Consider the following 18,009-nt stretch of genomic DNA (forward strand, 5'->3'; position numbering starts at 1 on the left):
GGTCTGCCCCCACACGTGGGTGGGTCTGGACCCACTTCCGGCCCGGCGGAGAAGACAGCAGGCCCGACGCGGTGCACAGTGGACTTCCGTGAGGGAAAGGCAACTGATGACCGGGTTTCTGCGGGCATGCGCCGTGACGGCGGTCAGCATGCTGGTACCCGGGTGCTGGGCGGCGGCCGTGGCGCTCGGGATCTGGTGGGGCGCGGCGAACCCGTGGTCGTGGGTCGCGCCCGTCGTGCTCGGGTGTGTCGCGACGGTCGGGCTCGCCCGCCCGGTTTGCCGGATGTTCCGCGCACTCGTCGCGCGATGGACGGGCACCGTCATCCCTGCCGGGTACCGGGAAGCGCCGCCGGTGGTGCGGATGTCCACCGGGTTCTGGTGGAACGGGTTCACCTACGAGCGCACCCGCCGGGACGCTCTCCTCGACCAGCAGTGGCGGGTCCGGTGGCGCGACCCGGCCCGCTGGCGCGACGTCCGGTTCGTCCTGATCGCACCGTTCACCGCGGGCATTGCCGCGGCTGTCCCACCGGCCGGGGTCGTGGTGGCGGTACTCGGGTTCAGCTGGTCCGCGTGGCTGGTCGGAGTGCTCGGGCTGGTCGTCGGGGTTGGCAGTGCGCCATTCGCCTGGCGGGTCGCCGAGCCGGTGGCCGTCCGGTTTCTGCGGCCGTCCCTCGCGTCTCGCGTCGAGGAGCTCACGGCCCAGCGCGCGGACGCCACGATCGCACAGGCCGCCGAGATCAGCCGGATCGAGCGGGACCTGCACGACGGGGCGCAGGCTCGGCTGGTCGCGCTCGGGCTTGCCCTGGCGACCGCGGAGAAACTGATGGAGACCGACCCGGAGCAGGCCAAGGCCCTGCTGAGAGACGCGCGGGCCGGTGCCACGACGTCGTTGGCCGAACTCCGCGAGCTCGTCAAGGGGATCTGCCCGCCGGTGCTGACCGAGCGCGGGCTCGTCGACGCGGTGCGCGCGCTCGCGCTGGACAGCCCGCTGGAGGTGACCGTGCACGCCGACGTCCCGGGGCGGCTGGAGCAGCCCATCGAATCGGCTGTCTACTTCGGCATCGCCGAACTGCTGACCAACGCCGTCAAACACGCCGAGGCGACCACGGCGCAGATTACGATCACGCAGGATGACACCCATGTTGTCGCCGAGGTCGAGGACAACGGACACGGCGGAGCCATCGAAGGTGGCGGGCTCACCGGCCTGCGCCGCCGCCTCACCGCCTTCGACGGCACCCTCGACCTCACCAGCCCGCCCGGCGGCCCGACCCGCGTCACCATAGGGGTGCCATGCGCATCGTCATAGCCGAAGACCTCTACCTCCTGCGCGACGGGATGGTCCGCCTCGTCGAGGCTTTCGGGCACGAAGTCGTCGCAACCGCCACCACCGGCCCGGAGACGCTCGACGCGCTGCTGACCTGGCAGCCCGACGTCGCGATCGTCGACGTCCGGATGCCACCGACCCAGTCCGACGAAGGACTGCGCGCGGCGCTCACCGCCCGCCGCGAGGTGCCCGGGTTGCCGGTGCTGATCCTGTCCCAGCACGTCGAGCAGCTCTATGCCCGCGAACTCCTCGCCGACGGCGCGGGTGGCATCGGCTATTTCCTCAAGGAAAGCGTGTTCGACGCAAACCAGTTCATGACGGCGCTGGACCGCGTGGCCTCCGGCGGGACCGCCATGGACCCCGCGGTCGTCGGCAAGCTGCTGACCGGTGGGTCCGCGCGGCTCGGCCCGCTCACCGAACGCGAACGATCCGTGCTGGCCCTGATGGCGGAAGGCCTGTCCAACCAGGCGATCGCCAAACAGCTCTTCCTCAGCGACGGCGCCATCAGCAAGTACACCACCAGCCTGTTCGGCAAACTCGGCATCTCCCAGGACGACAACAGCAATCGCCGGGTGCTCGCCGTGCTCGCGTATCTGAACGACACCTGATCAGGCGAGGGTGACCTCCCGGAGCTGGGCCCGGGCGACGATGCCGAGCTTGGGGAAGATCTTGTGCAGGTGGTACCCGACGGTCCGGGGGCTGAGCAGCAGGCGCGCGCCGATCTCGCGGTTGCTCAGGCCGGTCGCGGCCAGTCGCGCGACTTCCAGTTCCTGCGCGGTGAGTGCCGGGGCCGCCTCGCGCCGGGCGGCGGCACGTCCTCCGCAGGCTCGCAGCTCGGCGCGGGCCCGGTCGGCCCACGGAGTCGCCTTCAGGCTGTCGAACAGTTCGCCGGCGAGGCGCAGTGGGGTACTGGCCTGTGCGGGACGGCGTTGGCGGCGCAGCCATTGGCCGTGCAGCAAAGCGGTCCGGGCGCGCTCGAACGGGAGCGATTCCATGCCGGGGGTGTGCAGCGCGAGCTGGAAGAGCTTGTCCGCGTGATCGTCCTCGGCCAGCAATGCCTGGCACCGGTAGCTTGCGCGGGCGAGCGTTTCGGCCGTCTGGCTCGCCTGTTCACGGTCACCGGTGCGGAGCTGCGCTTCGACGGTATCCGCGGCCGCCTGCGACGCGACGTGCTGATGGCGGTGGAGCATTCCAGTTCCGGACAGGCGTTCGGCCGCGCTTTCGTAATCGCCGCGGGCCAGGTCACGCAGGCCGAGGGCCCGGATCGCTTGCGCTGCGGCCCATCGGTTACGTACCGGCTCGGCGGTTTCGAGCGCGTGCGCCGCGTGCTCCCTGGCTTGGTCATCGCCCTGCACTGCGGCGAGAAGTGCAAGCTGGGCCTGGAAATCCGCTACCTTTGGCTGTAGGCCGAGATCGGTGGCGACGCGAAGTCCGTCTTCCGCATGGCTGCGCGCCTCCGGCCACCGGCCGAGCCGGAATTCCAGGTCCACCAGCCAGGGCAGCACCAGCATGCCGATCGCCTGCATGCCGTTGGCGATCAGGTCGGCGTACGCGGTCATCCCGAATTCCCGCGCCAGTACCGGATGCGGGCCGATCCAGCTGATCGCCATGGGGATGATCCATCGGTAGGCGCCGGACCGGCGGACGGCGTCGGGCGCGGAGTCGAACACGTGCCACGGCTCGGGGCCGTCTCCGTCCCCGGACACCGCCTTGGCGAGCAACCGGCCGCACCGGCGGTAGGCCGGATCGAGGTCCAGCTCGGCGACCCGCTGCGCGGCGGCAATGGCCCCGTCGATCTCGTTCGCCTGAAAAGCCGCGCCGACCGCCATGAACAGCAATTCGGCAGCCTGCTCCGGAGCCGTCCGATCGGCGTCCCGGAGCAGCCGGTGGTGGATGCTGCTCTGGTCTCCGGTACCCAGCTCGACGAGCCCGCGCAGCCCGGCGGCAATCGGCACGGCGTCCTCGTCCGGCGGCGGCAGTTCCTCCAGCAGGGCGCGCGCGAGGGTCACGTATCCGGATTTCCAGGCGCGCTGGGCGGCAAGGGCGCCTCGGCGCTGTTGTTCGCTCGGACTGCTGCTCAGCCGGGCCGCATGGCGGAGGAGGGGGATCGTCTCGGGTATTCCACGGTGGCCTGCGCCGTCTTCGAGCTGCTTGGCCAGGTCGTCGTCCGGTCCGGTGGTCGCCAATGCACGATGCCAGCCGACCGGGATCAGGGTGTCGACCAGGTCGCATGGACTTCGGTGTTTCATGAATTGCGCGATGGCGAGCGGGTTGCCGTCCGTAGCCTCGGTGAGCAGCGCGCTGGTCGCCGCGTCGAACAGAACGCCTTGCGCGGCAAGGAACTCCCGAACAGCATCAGCAGGGAGCCCGCCGATGGACAGCTCGGGGAGGGCCAGGTCGACGGCGGGATCGGCCGCGAGCAGGACTCCCACCGGTAGCCCGGACACGCGCCGGGCCACGAACGCCAGCACCTGCGCGGAGGCGGTATCCAGCAGCTGGACATCGTCGACGACGAGCAGCAGCGGTTCCGCCGCTCGCCGGAGAAGTTCGAGAACAGCGCTGCGGACCACCAGATCGGGCGCCGTACCGCTCTCCCGGCCCAGTGCCCGGCGAAGCACGGTGGCCTGTTCCTCGGGCAACGTGTCGAGCTGTAGTGGCGTGAGGAGCTGGTGCAGGCCGCTGAAACTCAGCTCGGTCTCGGCCGGTACGCCCGCGCACGACAGCACCGTGAGCCCGGTGGCGGCCGACATCGCGTCCCGCAGCAGGGCCGTTTTCCCCATGCCGAGGTCGCCGCGCAGCATCAACGCTCCGCCGCGTCCGGCCCGCACGTCCGCCAGCAGACTCCCGATCCGGCGGCGTTCGGCTTCCCGCCCGTAGATCACGCCGGTGACGCTACAAGGGCGATGCTGAGAGTAGCTGAGAGCGGAGACCGGTCGGATTGACAGATTCGCCCGGCGCGCGCAGCCCGGAGCCTGGGCCTGGAGCCGAAACCAGGAGGAGGGCCCGATGGCCGACGACAACACCACCGAACCCGCTGCCGAGACGCCGCGCGCCGCCGAGACGCCTCGCCGCCACAGCAGGCGCCGGATCCTCACCACCGGAGCCATCGCCGCGGGAGCCGCCGTGGCCGGAGCGGCCGGCGGGGTCGCCTTCGTACAGGGGGCGCAGGCGTCGCCGGTGATCCGCCCGGCAGAACGCCGTCGCTTCGAGAACAAGGTCGTCGTGATCACCGGCGCCACCTCGGGAATCGGCCGCGCCGCCGCAATCAGGTTCGCCGCCGAGGGCGGCAAGGTCGGCTTCTGCGGCCGCCGGGAAAACCTGGGCAGACAGGTAGAACAGGAAATCCGCACCGCAGGCGGCGAGGCGACTTATGTTCGTGCCGACGTCCGCGTGGAAGCCGAAGTCGCACACTTCGTCGATACGATCGCAGCAAAGTACGGCGGGCTGGACACGTGCTTCAACAACGCGGGAATCACGATCGAGAAACCACTGCACGAATACACGTCGGGCGAATGGGACGACGTCGTCAACACCGATCTCCGAGGCAATTTCCTCGCCCTCAAATACGAAATCCCGCACCTGCGCCGCCGAGGCGGCGGAACGGTGGTCGTCACGGCGTCGTCCAACGCAATCTCGACCAACGAGGGCCGGTCTGCTTATACAGCAGCCAAACGCGGCCTGGTCGGCATGGTGCAATCCGCAGCCCACGACTACGCCGCCGACCACATCCGCATCAACACCCTCATCCCAGGCACCACGAACACCGACCTGGTCCGCCGCTCGGCGGGCATGATGAATATGCCGGACGCGGTATGGAACGCTTTCGCGGCGAACTGGGCGAAATCGCACGTCCCGGGTTTGCAGCGAATGGCCACGGCGGATGAGATCGCGGTTTTCGCACTGGCGTTGGCTTCGGACGACTTCCCGTACATGACGGCCAGCCAGATGGTGATCGACGGCGGGAAGACCGCGCATGCCGGATGACCGGGCCGGTCCGGCGACGGCCTGGATCGGCGTCGTCGGGTCGCCCACCGGTGCTCGTGCGGGCGAAGTTCATGCACAATGCATGACCGGCTGATTCCCAACGACGACCTGATCGTCGAACGATTGGGCGGGATTTCCTCGGGAAAGGACGTTCCTTCGGTCGGTTTCGTAATGTGTATTATCGGCAGTATGACTGTGCAGGGGATCCCAGCGATCGATCGAGCCACCGATGGCTGACGGGCGAGCCACTTCCCTTTCACCGGCGGCCATCCCGGCCACCCGGGCGGCAGCGCTCGGCGCCGAGCTGCGGCGCCTGATCCTGTCCGGTGACCTGCCGGTCGGCACCAGGCTGCGGCAGATCGAGATCAGCGAGCGTTTCGGAGTGAGCACCACCCCGGTGCGCGAGGCGTTCACCATGCTGGCCAGGGAGGGACTGCTCCAGCAGGACGCCCACCGCGGTGTCAAGGTGATTCTGCCAAGCCAGGCAGACCTGCGCGAAAACTACGAGATCCGCTCCGTCCTAGAGCCGATGGCCACGGAACACGCAGCCACCCGGATCGGCAAGACCGGAATCGACGCGCTCAAGGACCAGGTCGACCGCATGGTCACCGCGTACGAACCTTCCCGCCCGACCGGCGACGAGACCCAACGAGCCGACGCCAACCGCGAGTTCCACCGCATCATCTACAACGCCGCGGACCGCCCCAAGCTCGCCGAACTGATCGAACAACTGCGCAACTCGGCCGACGTGTACCACCAGATCACCGTGACCGAGCCACCCCCCGCCTACCGCAAGAGGGCGATCCGGGAACACCGGGCAATCATCAAGTTCCTCACCGCCCGCGACGGTGCACGCGCGGCCGAGCAGATGCAGGCACATCTGCAGCACAACTTCGAGCACCTCTCGAAGACGCTGTCGGACCTGACGGCACAGGAGCCACTCAGCGGAAGGTCCTGACCTCGGCCGGGTCCCGATCCGGCCATTGTCTGCGTGTACATCGGGGTGACCGCTCCCGGCCGTGCCCGCTCAGCCGTTCCGGGCTGCTGCTGGGCAAGAACCTGAGGACTGTGCTCACCCACCCGCGCCGGGGGGCCGCCGGGCACGATGGCGGCGGTCTGCTTGGCACCCCGCCGCGGTCGGCTAGTAGCGTCCCTCGGCGGCGACCGGCGATCCATAATCCACGATGCCCAGCCCCGAGCAACGACTCAAGCGGCGGGCAACCGGAGCGAACACCGCATCAAACAACGGTCCATCCACACCAGGCAGCTGCCCGGCAAGAACCTGCAGACTGTGGCCACCCAGCCGCGCCGGGCAACGGTCAATCAGCAGCCGCGATCACCACTCCGCTCGCGATCGCGTCCAACGTCGCCACCCCGCCGCCCACCGTGTGCGCCAGGCCTACCCGCGCGCCGGGAACCTGGCGTTCTCCTGCCTCGCCACGGAGTTGTGCCGTCAGCTCGACAATCTGACCGACGCCGGTAGCCGCGACCGGGTGGCCCTTGCTCAGCAGTCCGCCGCTCGCGTTCACTGGTATCCGGCCGCCGAGGCTCAGTTCGCCGTCCAACACGGCGCGCAGGCCCTTCCCGCGGCTTGCCAGGCCGAGGCCCTCGATCGAGGTGATCTCGCCGATTGTGAATGCGTCGTGGACTTCGGCGACGTCGACGTCGTCCGCGGTGATTCCGGCTGTGGCGTACGCCTGGTCAGCGGCGAGCCGGGAAGGGAGCGAAGTGCCGAACTCCGTACCCGGGCCCATCGGGCTGCCCGACGCGAGTCCCGAACCCAGCAGCCACACCGGATTGTGGCCAGGGGACACCACATGCGAGGCAGCGAGCACCAGCGCAGCCGCACCGTCGGCGTTCGCGCAGCACTGGAGTAGCGTCAGCGGGTCGGCTACTGGACGGGAGCCCAGTACGTCCGCGCGGGTGACCGGCTTCCGGAACATGGCGTGCGGATTACGGGCCCCGGCAGCCCGGTTCTTGATGCTGACCTCGGCGAAATCGTCGAGATCGACCCCGTGGTCGTGGGCGTAACGCTGCGCGTTGAGGGCGTAGATCGCCGGCATGGTCAGCCCGAGCTGCGTCGGACGGTCCGTACGGTCCAAGGTGATCCCGCCCTGGAACTTGCCGGTCATCTTCTCCGCGCCGACTACGAGGACCACGTCGCACTGTCCGGCCGCGATCGCCAGGCGCGCAAGGTGTACCGCGGTGGTCCCGCTCGCGCAGGCGTTCTCGACGTTGACGACCGGTACCCCCGGCATCCCGGCGCGCGCGAGAATCCGTTGCCCGGCACCGCCGCCGCCGAGCACGTTCGCCGAGAACACCGCGCCGGGCGTCAACCCGGACTCGGCGAGTGCTTGTTCGACCGCAGCACTACCCAGCTCCTCCAGCGTGCGGTCCTCATGTTTGCCGAACGGGACCAGCCCCGTCCCCACCACCGCGACCCTGGTCATCCCTGTCCCTCCAGCTCGAACGTGTAGTACTCCGGTTCCGGCGCGGCAGCCAGCCGGACGGCGGCACCGATCGGTGCGTCTCCCCGGACTCGCGCGAAAAGCCGTGCGCCGGGCTCGAAATCGGCGTACGCCACCGTGTACGGCACTTCCACGCCAGGTGGAGCGACGCGGACAACAGTGCTGGACACCACCGTGCCGCGCGCGGCCAACGTCGCCTCGGTCAGGCCGGTACCGCCGCAATACGGGCACCGGTCACGACCATCTGTCACCGGAAATGCCGCACCGCACCGTCCGCATCGGCAAGCTTCCGGCGCGCTCACAGTGCCACCGAGTACCCGCCGTTGACCGGGATCGTCTGCCCGGTCACCCACGAACTCGCCCCGGAGCCCAGGAAAAGGATCATGTTCGCGATGTCCTCCGGCTCGCCGAAACGGCGGATCATGTACCGCTTCAGCTGTTCCTTGGCAGCCGCCGCGTTGTCCAGCAGGTCGGCGACGAACGGAGTCCGTGTAGCGCCGATCGACACCGCGTTGGCGGTGATGCCGTACCGGCCGCTGCTGCGGGCCACCGCGCGCATGAAACCGGCCGCCCCGGCTTTCGCCGCCGAATACACTTCGAGCCCCGGTTCACCCTGCCTGCCCGCGTCCGAAATCACGGTGATCACCCGGCCGCTGCCGTGCTCTCGCATCAACGGCACGCCGTGGCGCACGCAATTCAGCACGCCGTACAGGTTCGTGCCGAGCCAGCGATCCCAGTCTTTCGGTCCCTCCGACCAGAAATCGGAGAACCCGGCTTGTCCGCCCGGTCCGGCATTCCCCGCATTGTTGACCAGCACGTGCAGCTGCCCGTATTCCTCCTGCACGCGGGCGAAAGCGCCGGCCACCTGGTCGTGGTCAGTGACGTCGAACGCCAGCGGGAGCGCCTCGACGCCATGCGCCCGCACCTCCTCCGCGACGCTCGCCGCCCGGTCGCCGTAATAGTCGTTGACCACCACGGCGTGGGCCCCGTGGGTGGCGAAATGCAGGGCGACCGCACGGCCGACTCCCTGCCCGGCGCCGGTCACCACCGCGACCCGGCCTTCCATCGACAGCAGATTCTCGTTCACAGACAAGCCTCATCCCTGAATCGGTTCGAAGATCGACGGGCCCTGCAAGGTCGCTCCGCTCAGCAGGCTGCGGGCGATCACGAACTGCTGGATCGTGGGCGGCCCTTCCTCCACGACGTTCGCCCGCGCGTCCCGCAGCATCCGCTCGACCGGGAACATCCGGGTGAAGCCGATGCCGCCGAAGACCAGCAATGCGCGGTCGGTCACGCGGCAGGCCGCTTCGGAACCGAACAGCTTGCACGCCGACGCCTCGATGGGAATCCGCAGCCCGGCGTCCACTTTGGCCGCTGCGTCGTCCAGCATTGCGCGCAGCGCATAGACATCCGTCGCCATCTCGGCCAGGTACCGCTGGATCGACTGCCGGGTGCCGATCGGACGGCCGAAGGTGACCCGCTCGTTCGCCCGCGCGACACTCAGCGCGAGCGCCTCCTCCGCGGTCCCGAGCGACGAGGCCGCGACGAAGACCCGGCTCACCTCCATCCCGTGCTCGATCAGTCCGAGGCCCTGGCCTTCCTCGCCGAGCCGGTTGGCGACCGGGACCCGCACGTCGGCGAACTTCAGGTGGCCGTGCTGCAGTCCCCGGGTACCGAGGGTCGGCGGCAGTGGGCCGATGCTCAGCCCCGGCCGGTCCCGCTCGACCAGCACCGCGCTCACCCCGGCGGCGCCCGCATCCGGATCGGTTTTCGCGAACAGGATGAAATGGCTGACCCAGTCCGAATTCGTGGTGAGCCATTTCTGCCCGTTGATCCGGTACTCGTCGCCATCCCGCAGACAGGTGGTACCGAGATCAGCCCCGGTACCGTGATCCGGCTCGGTGATTCCCATGCCGAAGGACGCGTGCCCGGTGGCCGCCAAAGGCAGCAGCGCTTCCTTCTGCTCCTCGCTCGCCAGCATTTCGAAAACGTGCGCGGACGAATTGTGCGCGTGCACGAAACCGCGGAGTCCACCGTGGATCCGCGACAGGTCCGCAAGAATCGGCAAGTACTGCGAGACGGTGAGCCCGGACCCGCCGAACCTCTCCGGGATCAGCAATCCGAAAGCGGCGACCTCGCGTAATGCGGGCACGAGGACGTCCTTCGGAATCCAGTCCGTTTCCTCTATCCGGTCCTCCATCGGCGGGATCAGTTCCGCCATTGCCCGGTAAATCGCCAGGCGGAGTTTCCGGTGGTCGTTGTCGTCCAATTCCCCTCCTCGAACTGTCAGGAAAGCAAGGTGAGCCCGCCGTCGAGCGGGATCACGGCGCCGGTCAGATAGGCCGACGCGGCCGACGCGAGCAGCAGGACCAGCCCGGTCAGGTCGTCGAGTTCGCCGAGGCGACCCAGCGGGACCCGGCGGGCCACGCGCTCGCGCACGCTGTCCTCGGCCAGCAGGTCCGCGGTGAGCTCCGTCGGGAAATGCCCGGGGCTGATCGCGTTGACCCGGATCCGCAGCGGCGCCCATTCCCGCGCGAGCTGCCGGGTGAGGTGCACCAGGGCGGCTTTGCTTGCCCCGTAAGCCGCGGTATCGGGTACCGGGCGCAACCCGGCGGCCGACGCGATGTTCACGATCGTGCCCGGACGGTCCCGGTCGCGCAGCCCCGCGGCGACCACAGTGGACACTGTCCAGGCACCGGTGAGATTGACCGCCAGCGCGTGATCCCAGTCCTCGTCCGTATGGTCCAGCGCGGGCTTCACCACGCCGCCGCCCGCGTTGTTCACCAGAATTCCCGGCCAGCCGTGTACTTCGGCGGCTCGGGCAATCACTTCCCGGACCGCCGCACGATCGGTGATGTCCAGCTCCAGCGGGACGATCCGGCCAGACCCGCTGGGAATCCGCTCTACGCGTCGCGCTGCGGCGAGCACGGTGGCGCCAGCGTCCGCCAACACCTGCGCAATGTGGGCCCCCAGCCCGGACGACGCTCCGGTGACCAGGGCAACTTCGCCTTCGAGAGTGGTCATCGCCCGGTGAACCTCGGCGCCCGACGGGCCGCGAACGCCCGTACACCTTCGGCATAGGCAGCCGATTTCTGGTGCGCCTGCGCCACCGAGAGTGCATGCGCGAGCCCGGTCGCCCGGTCCTGCTCCAGTCCGTCCCGGAGCAGCTCCTTCATCCGTCGCAACCCAAGCGGGCTCTTTTCCGCCAGCTGCTGTGCCAATCGCCCGGCCGCCGGAATCAGTTCCGCCGCCGGTACGACGTCGTGGACCAGTCCCCAGCGCCGGAAATCATCCGCCGGGGCCATTTCCCCGGTCATCATGAGCCATCGCGCCGGGTTCACGCCGATCCGCCGCGGCAGCCGGTAGCTGCCCCCGGCCCCCGGGAGCAGCCCGGCGTTCGCGTGCACGTCGCCGATGCGCACGCCGGTGGCGGCGAGCACGATGTCGCAGCACAGCAACAGTTCCAGCCCGCCCGCCGCTGCGGCCCCCTGCACCGCGGCGACGACCGGCTGCGGCTGACGTTCGAGCAGGTCGAACACCGCGTCGCTACGGGCGAGGTCGACGTCCGGCAGAGCGTCCGATTCGACGGCGAGATCCGCTCCGGCGCAAAACGCCCGTCCGGCACCGGTGAGCACCAGCACCCGCACCGCGTTATCTTCGGCGGATGCGGTCAGCACGGTTTCCAGCTCGGACAACATCAGGGGCGAGATCGCGTTCCGCACCTCGGGCCGGTTCAGGGTAATCCACCGGACCTGGTCCTCATCCGACACCAGCAGCGTTTCAAAGGCAGGCAACGTCACGACAACCCCCTCCTCGCACCGAATTCCTCCCGCAACGCCCGCTTGAGCACCTTCCCGGAAGCGTTACGCGGCAACTCCTCCACAGCGACCACAGTGGACGGACGCTTGTACCGCGCGATCCGCTCCCCTACATAAGCCCGCAACTCCGCACAATCCGCCTCGACCCCAGGCCGGAAGACGACCGCCGCGGCGACCGCTTCGCCGTAAACCTCGTCGGGTACCCCGAAAACGCTTGCCTCGGCGACGGCCGGATGACCGTGCAGGACCTCCTCGACCTCACGCGGGTAGATGTTCTCCCCGCCGGAGATGATGAGGTCGCTCATCCGGTCCACGATCGTGAAGTAGCCACCCGTTCCCCGCTGCGCAAGATCGCCCGTGTGCAGCCAGCCGTCGCGGATCGCGGACGCGGTTGCCTCCGGTTTTGCGTGGTAGCCGACCATTCCCGTGCCCGTGCTGCTCACCACTACCTCGCCGATCTCCCCCACGGGCACCTCGGCGCCGTCGGCATCGACGATCCGCGCATCGACGAGGAACACCTCGCGTCCGGTCTGGTCGCTGCGTTCGAGATGCTCCTCCGGGCGCAGGACCGCGATGGTGGTCGCCTCCGTGGTGCCGTACCACTGGAAGAACCCGGCGCGCGGAAACGCTTCCCGCGCACGTGCCAGTACCGTCCCGGCAATCGACGACGAGCCGTACCAGATTTTCGCCAGCGACGATGTGTCATAACGGCTCAAATTGTCGTCGCGCACCAGCATCGCGAGCATCGTCGGCGACCACAAAGTAATCGTCACCCGCTCACGCTCGACCAACGACAGCACGTTGTCCGCCGTGAAACCGCGCCCTGAAAGCACCACGGTGGCACCGAATGCGAGCGCCGGGAACAGCTGGATCACCAGACCACCGCCGTGGAACAACGGCATCGAGATCAGCATGACGTCGCCGCCGCGCAGATCTCCTTCGACGGCATACACCGGCAGCAACCGCACCGTGGCGTCGTGGGTCGCCAGTACCCCTTTCGGCGCGCCCGTGGTTCCGCTGGTGTACAGAACAGTGGCCACCGCGTCCGGCTCGGCGAGATCGACGGGTCCCGGTCCCGACTTCACCAAGTCCGCATAGGGCACGCCGAGCCCGCTCTCCGCCTCGTCGAGCACGACCAGCCGGGGTGCCTCCCCAGCTACCGCAGCCGCATACCCCGGACCGGCGACCACCACCCGCGGCGCGATGTCCCGCAGGACGTAAGAGAGTTCGTCCGGCCCGTAACGGAAGTTGAGCGGGACGAACCACGCGCCCGCCTTCATCGCGGCGAACGCCACCACCACGAATTCGACACAGTTCTCGGCCAGGATCGCGACCCGGTCACCCGGCCGCACGCCCAGACCCGCGAACGCCGCCGCGAGCGCGTCGGCCTCCTGGTCGAGTTCGGCGTAGGTCAGGGCCTGATCGCCCATCCGCACGGCGACCCGGTCGCCGAAGCGCCTCGCGCCCCGCCGCGTCACATCAGCAAGGGTCCGCACGCCTGCCGCCCTTTCTTCCGGAGAAAGCCGGAAACCTCGTCCGGCGTCCTTCCACGCTCTCTCATCGACCGCAATTAGTCAAGGCTCTCATCATCTCAAGTCTTACTAACTACGGAAGCCCGGTCTCCCAGCCACGGACGAGATCACATAGAGTGAAGTCTGATCGTCAGGATCGATCGGAGAGGTGACCGTGGACCAGATCCATGCCAAGGACTACGAGGAGCTCATGGTGGAGCGCGCCCGCCGCTCCGGCGTCGACGTCGATCTCGACGTGCTCACCGTGACGTTCAACCTCGTCCGCGCGGCGAACAAGCTCGTGGCCGACCTCGAGCAGAACGTCTACCGCTCCCGTGGCGTCAGCTACGCCGGGTTCCGCGTGATGTTCGCGCTCTGGGTCGTCGGGGAAAGCGAGCCACGGCAGCTCGCGCAACTCGCCGCGGTGACCCGATCGAGCGTGTCCAGCGTGCTCAACACGCTCGAGGACGCCGGGCTCGTCCAGCGGCGCCGGGAATCGGCCGACCGCCGCGTCGTCACCGTCGACCTGACCCGGCAGGGGCTGGAAACGGTGCTGGACACCTTCGAAAGCCACCACGCCCGCGAGCGCACCTGGACCAGCGAGCTGTCGGCCGCGGAACGCCGCAGCCTGGCCACTCTGCTGCGCAAGATGGTCGAGCATCACAACTAGCCCCCGGGCTCGATCACGACCTTGAGGGCGGACCCGTCGAGGAGCGCGCGGATTCCCCGCTCGGTGTCCGCGAGCGGCAGCACCATCGACACGAGCGGCGCGACATCCACCGCACCCGAGGCCACCAGGTCGATGGCCCGCTGCCAGGTGGAGGGCTGCCGGGTCAGCACCCCGACGACAGCGAGCTCCTTCAGCACCAGATCACGCGGGCTGACCCCGGCGCGGGCCGCCGTCCCGACGACCGCGACGGTTCCGCCCGGGCGGGCCAGTGCCACGGCTTGGTCCAGACCTTCCGCCGACCCGGTGGTGTCGACGACCAGATGCGCGCCCTCGCCCCGGGCGGTCGCAAGACCGAGCTCGGCCGCCAGAGCCAGCCGGTGCTCGTCGGCCGCCCGGCCCACCACGACGACGGACGACGCACCACTCGCCCGTGCGACGAGCCCGGTCAGCAACCCGATGGCGCCCGGGCCCACCACCGCAACGCGGTCGCCGGGCAGCCAGCCGCAACGTTCGAAAACGCGGACTGCCACCCCGAGCGGTTTCAGCAAAGCTGCTGCCACGAAAGAAATCTCGTCCGGCAGCCGGTACGTACTCGACGCGGGCGCGAGCACCCGAGCCGCGAGTCCACCGTGGACGTCGTGCCCGAGCCGGCGCGAGCCGGTACAGCGGTTGAACGCCCCCATGCGGCACTCCGGGCAGGAACCGCACCGGCCGAGGCTCTCCACGACAACCCGGTCACCGGGCCGGGTCTCGCGTACCCCCGGCCCGGTCTCGATCACGGTCCCGGCGAACTCGTGCCCGAGCACGACCGGGTACCGCATTCCCGGCGTTTCGTCGCCGCGGTAGGTGTGCACGTCGGTCCCGCAGATCCCGCACGCGGCGACTTCGAGCAGCACCTCACCGGGCCCCGGCGGCCCCGGCTCCGCGATCTCGGTGAGCGAGATTCCCGGCCCTGGCCCCGATTTCACGACGGCGCGCATGGCTCACCAGGCCGTCATGCCGCCATCGATGGCGATCGACGCGCCGGTGATCAGGCTGGCCTCGGCGGACGCGAGAAACAGGCACAGCGGCACGACTTCCGCTGCCTCGCCCAGCCGTCCCAGCATCGACGCCTGCGCCATCTGCGTCATGACCTCGTCCTTGGCCGGATGCCCGTCGAGCAGCCGGTGCGGCATCTGCGTGTCGAGCGCGCCCGGGCACACCACGTTCACCCGCACCCCCGGCGCCAGTTCCGCAGCCGCCACCTTGGAAAACGCGACCAGACCGGCCTTCGACGTGCTGTAGGCCGACCAGCCCGCCCCGGCCCGGACAGCCGCGGACGACGAAATGTTGACCACCGCCCCGCCCTCGCGCAGGACCGGTTCGAGGGCCTTCGTGACCAGGAATGCGCCCCGCACATTGATTCCCAGTACCCGGTCCCATTCCTCGACCGTGGTTTCGCCCATCGGCGCATAGGAAATCACGCCCGCCGCGTTGATCAAAACGTCCACCGGTTCGCACGCGCGCCCGAATGCCTCGACCCCAGCCGCGTCGGTGACGTCGAGCTGCCGGAAAGTGAAGGCCCGCCCGGCTTCGACCATCTGCTCGCCGCGGGTGGCGTCGATGTCGAGCCCGATCACCGACGCGCCTTCGTCCAGCAACGCCGTACACAGCAGCCGCCCGAGATCCCCGGACGCGCCGGTGACCACTGCGGTCTTGCCCTCGAACCGGGCGCTCATCGCGTGCTCCCGACCGGCTGCCGGACGCCTTCGCGTTCCAGGATCGGCAGGACCTCGTCGATGAACCTGGGTATCCCCGTTTCGTAGTTCATCCAGGTCAGCGCTACCCCGTCGACCCCGGACGCCTGCAGGTCGGCCAGTTGCGCGGCAATCCGCTCCGGCGTGCCGACCAGCGGGTACCCGGCCATGGTGGACGCGACCGCCTTCGCCAGCTGCCGATGCTGTTCCTCCGGCATGTGCGCGCCGCCCATGGTCCATTCGATCGCATTGCGCACCGCGACCTCGTCGGCGTCGACCTCCGACCAGCGCCGCACCATTTCCTGCGCTTCCTGATCCGTTTCGGCACACACCACCGACGCCGCGATCCAGACCGATTGCTCGCGCCCGAATCCCTCGGCCACCTCCCGGATCTCGCCGACCTTCTTCCGGGCGGACGCTGCGTCCAAAGCGGACACAAAAGAAAGGTCGGCGTATCGCGCGGCAAGCTGGTGTCCCCGCGAGGAAAACGCCGCGTTCATGATCGGCGGATGCGGTTGCCGGATCGGCGCGGGCCTGCTGTATCCACTTTCGACAGTCAGCCACTTCCCGGTGAAGTCGAAGTCCTCACCGCCTTCCCAAAGCCGCAGCACGATGTCCAGCCATTCTTCGGAATAGCCGTACCGCGCATCGTGATCGAGTGTCTCGACCCCGAACATGCGCAATTCCTTGGCAAACCAGCCGGCCACGACGTTGAGCCCGATCCGGCCGCCGGAAACGGCGTCGATCGTGGCGATCTGTTTCGCCGCCATCACCGGCGAAACGGTCAGGCAGTGCGAGGTCGCGAACAGTGTGATGCGGCTAGTGAGCGCGGCCAGCGCGGCCGCCCAGGTGTACGGGTCGAAGCTGTTGCCCCACGGGTTGGTGCGGCCTTCGAACCCGCGCCAGCGGGAGAACGGGATCGCGGCCTCGAACCCCGCGTCCTCGGCCATCCGGACGAGGCGGACGTTCTGGTCCCAGTCGATCTCGTGCCGTTCCGGCGAAGCGGTGACGGCTCCGGCCGACGTGACGTTGAGGCCGAACACCCCGAGTTTGAGGCCGGTATCGGCGAAGAGTGGACCCGTGGTGGTGCGTGGGACAGCCGGGAGGTACGTCATCGGATCTCCTGTCGTCGTCAGTGAGCAGCGCGGGCGACCCGCGCGTCGAGGTCGAGCCAGCCGGACAGCCCGACCACGTCGAACAATCCGGCCGGGGACAGTCCGAGTTCTTGCAGGTGGGCGTCGCTGCCCGTGCGGTGCAAAGTGGCGGCGGCCGTACGCAACGCGTGCACCGCGGGGTAAAGGGCGACTGTCGGGCAGACCGCCATCCGGTACCCGAGTTCGCCGAGCCGCTCCAGCGGGAGCGCCGGGCTGCGACCGCCCGTCGCCAGGTTGTAGAACGCGCGGCCGGGGAACGCCGCGCCGATTCGCTCCACTTCTTCCATCGAGGTCGGGGCCTCGACGAACACCAGGTCAGCGCCTGCGGCCAAGGCCCGCCGACCTCGTTCGAGGGCGTCGTCGATTCCGTGCACGGCAAGCGCATCGGTACGGGCGACGAGCAGCGGCCCGGATTCCCCACGGGCTAGCACCGCGGCGGCGATCCGCTCGGTGAACTCGCCCGCGCTCACCACCGCCTTTCCGGTGAGATGTCCGCACCGCTTGGCGGAAACCTGGTCCTCCAGCTGGATGCCCGCGACCCCGGCGGCGGCAAGTTCCTCGACCGTGCGCACCACGTTGAGCGTCCCGCCGAAGCCGGTGTCCGCGTCGACCAGCACCGGCACCCCGGCCCGCCGCACGATCGGCCGGACGGCGTCGACGAGTTCGGTGAGCGTCAGCAGCCCGAGGTCGGGGACTCCGAGCCGGCTCATCGCCAGCCCCGCCCCGGACACCGCGAGCGCCGGGAAGCCCGCCTGTTCCAGCACGGCGGCGGAAATGCCGTCGTAGCAAGCAGGCAGGAGCACCGGACCCGCTTCGAGGAGCGACCGTAGCGCGTCACTCATCGGACGTCCCGGTGACCAGCAGGCCATCCCGCTCGAGCTGCTTCAGCAACCCGCCCGCGGCCACGATGTCCAGCAGCTCCGGCGTCCACGGCGTCCCTTGCCGCGTCTGCCCGGTGTCGGTGTTCTCGACCGTACCGGCGACCAGGTCAAGCCGCGCGTGCTGACCTTCGGTGAAGAGCTCGCTGACCCCAGGGCAGCTCAACGCGGGCAACGCGAAATTCACGCAGTTGCGGAAGAACAGCCAGTTGATCGAATCGGCGACGAGCCCGCCGAGCCGGAGGTCGACCAGCAGCTTCGCGGCCGGACGGCTGGACCCGGTGCCGAAATTCCGTCCGGCCACGAGGATGTCGCCCGGCTCCACGAGATCGACCCAGCCAGGGCGGTTCGCCTCGAAAACGTACCGGTGCTGCTCGGCCACCGGTTTGAACACGGTGTGCATCGGCTGGATGAGATCGGTGTTGACGTCGTCGCCGAAACACCACACCCGCCCCGGAACTGCCAT

The 18,009-nt window shown here is 69.1% G+C and carries 18 protein-coding genes; 5 read left to right on the forward strand and 13 right to left on the reverse strand.

The window, feature by feature from the left end; genetic code table 11:
• The first annotated feature begins 106 nt into the window (after positions 1-106).
• Positions 107-1,306 carry a sensor histidine kinase gene (locus tag OO71_RS28930; RefSeq protein WP_033293098.1) on the forward strand — a complete coding sequence of 400 codons (1,200 nt, stop codon included), beginning with the start codon at positions 107-109 and terminating at the stop codon, positions 1,304-1,306.
• Complete coding sequence (locus OO71_RS28935) at positions 1,291-1,932, forward strand: response regulator transcription factor (protein WP_033293099.1); 642 nt, start codon at positions 1,291-1,293, stop codon at positions 1,930-1,932. The genes OO71_RS28930 and OO71_RS28935 overlap by 16 nt, the downstream gene beginning before the upstream one ends.
• On the opposite strand, the gene OO71_RS28940 is transcribed toward OO71_RS28935, so the two are convergent.
• Positions 1,933-4,206, reverse strand: coding sequence for a helix-turn-helix transcriptional regulator (locus OO71_RS28940; RefSeq protein WP_033293100.1), 2,274 nt, complete (start codon positions 4,204-4,206; stop codon positions 1,933-1,935).
• 124 nt (positions 4,207-4,330) lie between these two features.
• On the opposite strand from OO71_RS28940, the gene OO71_RS28945 reads away from it, so the two are divergent.
• Positions 4,331-5,308, forward strand: a complete 978-nt coding sequence (locus tag OO71_RS28945) for an SDR family NAD(P)-dependent oxidoreductase (RefSeq protein ID WP_084145376.1) — start codon at positions 4,331-4,333, stop codon at positions 5,306-5,308.
• Between the two features lie 229 nt (positions 5,309-5,537).
• Positions 5,538-6,266, forward strand: a complete 729-nt coding sequence (locus tag OO71_RS28950; protein ID WP_033293101.1) for a GntR family transcriptional regulator — start codon at positions 5,538-5,540, stop codon at positions 6,264-6,266.
• 361 nt (positions 6,267-6,627) lie between these two features.
• Here OO71_RS28950 and OO71_RS28955 read toward each other — a convergent pair whose 3' ends face one another.
• Genes OO71_RS28955 through OO71_RS28980 form a run of 7 tightly spaced genes read right to left on the reverse strand, consistent with a single transcriptional unit; the run spans position 6,628 to position 13,072 of the window.
• Positions 6,628-7,758, reverse strand: coding sequence for a thiolase family protein (locus tag OO71_RS28955; protein WP_033293102.1), 1,131 nt, complete (start codon positions 7,756-7,758; stop codon positions 6,628-6,630).
• Positions 7,755-8,027: an OB-fold domain-containing protein gene (locus tag OO71_RS49275; protein WP_162186116.1), complete on the reverse strand. Its 273-nt coding sequence runs from the start codon at positions 8,025-8,027 to the stop codon at positions 7,755-7,757. The genes OO71_RS28955 and OO71_RS49275 overlap by 4 nt, the downstream gene beginning before the upstream one ends.
• Before the next feature lie 47 nt (positions 8,028-8,074).
• Positions 8,075-8,863, reverse strand: coding sequence for an SDR family NAD(P)-dependent oxidoreductase (locus OO71_RS28960; protein ID WP_211260632.1), 789 nt, complete (start codon positions 8,861-8,863; stop codon positions 8,075-8,077).
• A 9-nt stretch (positions 8,864-8,872) separates the two neighbouring features.
• The gene (locus tag OO71_RS28965; protein ID WP_051792423.1) at positions 8,873-10,045 is read right to left on the reverse strand and encodes an acyl-CoA dehydrogenase family protein; all 1,173 of its coding nucleotides are present in this window, start codon (positions 10,043-10,045) and stop codon (positions 8,873-8,875) included.
• A gap of 17 nt (positions 10,046-10,062) precedes the next feature.
• Positions 10,063-10,800, reverse strand: coding sequence for an SDR family NAD(P)-dependent oxidoreductase (locus OO71_RS28970; protein ID WP_033293103.1), 738 nt, complete (start codon positions 10,798-10,800; stop codon positions 10,063-10,065).
• Entirely contained in the window at positions 10,797-11,576 is a 780-nt protein-coding gene (locus OO71_RS28975; RefSeq protein WP_051792424.1) for an enoyl-CoA hydratase/isomerase family protein, read from the reverse strand. Before OO71_RS28975 ends, OO71_RS28970 begins: the two co-directional genes overlap by 4 nt.
• Positions 11,573-13,072 carry a class I adenylate-forming enzyme family protein gene (locus tag OO71_RS28980; RefSeq protein ID WP_051792425.1) on the reverse strand — a complete coding sequence of 500 codons (1,500 nt, stop codon included), beginning with the start codon at positions 13,070-13,072 and terminating at the stop codon, positions 11,573-11,575. Before OO71_RS28980 ends, OO71_RS28975 begins: the two co-directional genes overlap by 4 nt.
• Before the next feature lie 202 nt (positions 13,073-13,274).
• Here OO71_RS28980 and OO71_RS28985 point away from each other — a divergent pair, with 202 nt between their 5' ends.
• Positions 13,275-13,775: a MarR family winged helix-turn-helix transcriptional regulator gene (locus OO71_RS28985; RefSeq protein ID WP_033293105.1), complete on the forward strand. Its 501-nt coding sequence runs from the start codon at positions 13,275-13,277 to the stop codon at positions 13,773-13,775.
• On the opposite strand, the gene OO71_RS28990 is transcribed toward OO71_RS28985, so the two are convergent.
• Genes OO71_RS28990 through OO71_RS29010 form a run of 5 tightly spaced genes read right to left on the reverse strand, consistent with a single transcriptional unit; the run spans position 13,772 to position 18,009 of the window.
• Entirely contained in the window at positions 13,772-14,755 is a 984-nt protein-coding gene (locus tag OO71_RS28990; RefSeq protein ID WP_051792426.1) for a zinc-dependent alcohol dehydrogenase, read from the reverse strand. The genes OO71_RS28985 and OO71_RS28990 overlap by 4 nt on opposite strands.
• A 3-nt stretch (positions 14,756-14,758) precedes the next feature.
• Complete coding sequence (locus OO71_RS28995) at positions 14,759-15,493, reverse strand: SDR family NAD(P)-dependent oxidoreductase (protein WP_033293106.1); 735 nt, start codon at positions 15,491-15,493, stop codon at positions 14,759-14,761.
• Positions 15,490-16,626 (reverse strand): LLM class flavin-dependent oxidoreductase, encoded by a 1,137-nt coding sequence (locus OO71_RS29000; RefSeq protein ID WP_033293107.1) that lies wholly within the window; start codon positions 16,624-16,626, stop codon positions 15,490-15,492. Before OO71_RS29000 ends, OO71_RS28995 begins: the two co-directional genes overlap by 4 nt.
• Before the next feature lie 17 nt (positions 16,627-16,643).
• Positions 16,644-17,507: an isocitrate lyase/PEP mutase family protein gene (locus OO71_RS29005; protein ID WP_051792427.1), complete on the reverse strand. Its 864-nt coding sequence runs from the start codon at positions 17,505-17,507 to the stop codon at positions 16,644-16,646.
• Positions 17,500-18,009, reverse strand: coding sequence for a 3-isopropylmalate dehydratase small subunit (locus tag OO71_RS29010; RefSeq protein ID WP_033293109.1), 510 nt, complete (start codon positions 18,007-18,009; stop codon positions 17,500-17,502). Before OO71_RS29010 ends, OO71_RS29005 begins: the two co-directional genes overlap by 8 nt.

The sequence above is a fragment of the Amycolatopsis jejuensis genome (genome assembly GCF_000717335.1).
Classification (GTDB): Bacteria; Actinomycetota; Actinomycetes; order Mycobacteriales; family Pseudonocardiaceae; genus Amycolatopsis; species Amycolatopsis jejuensis.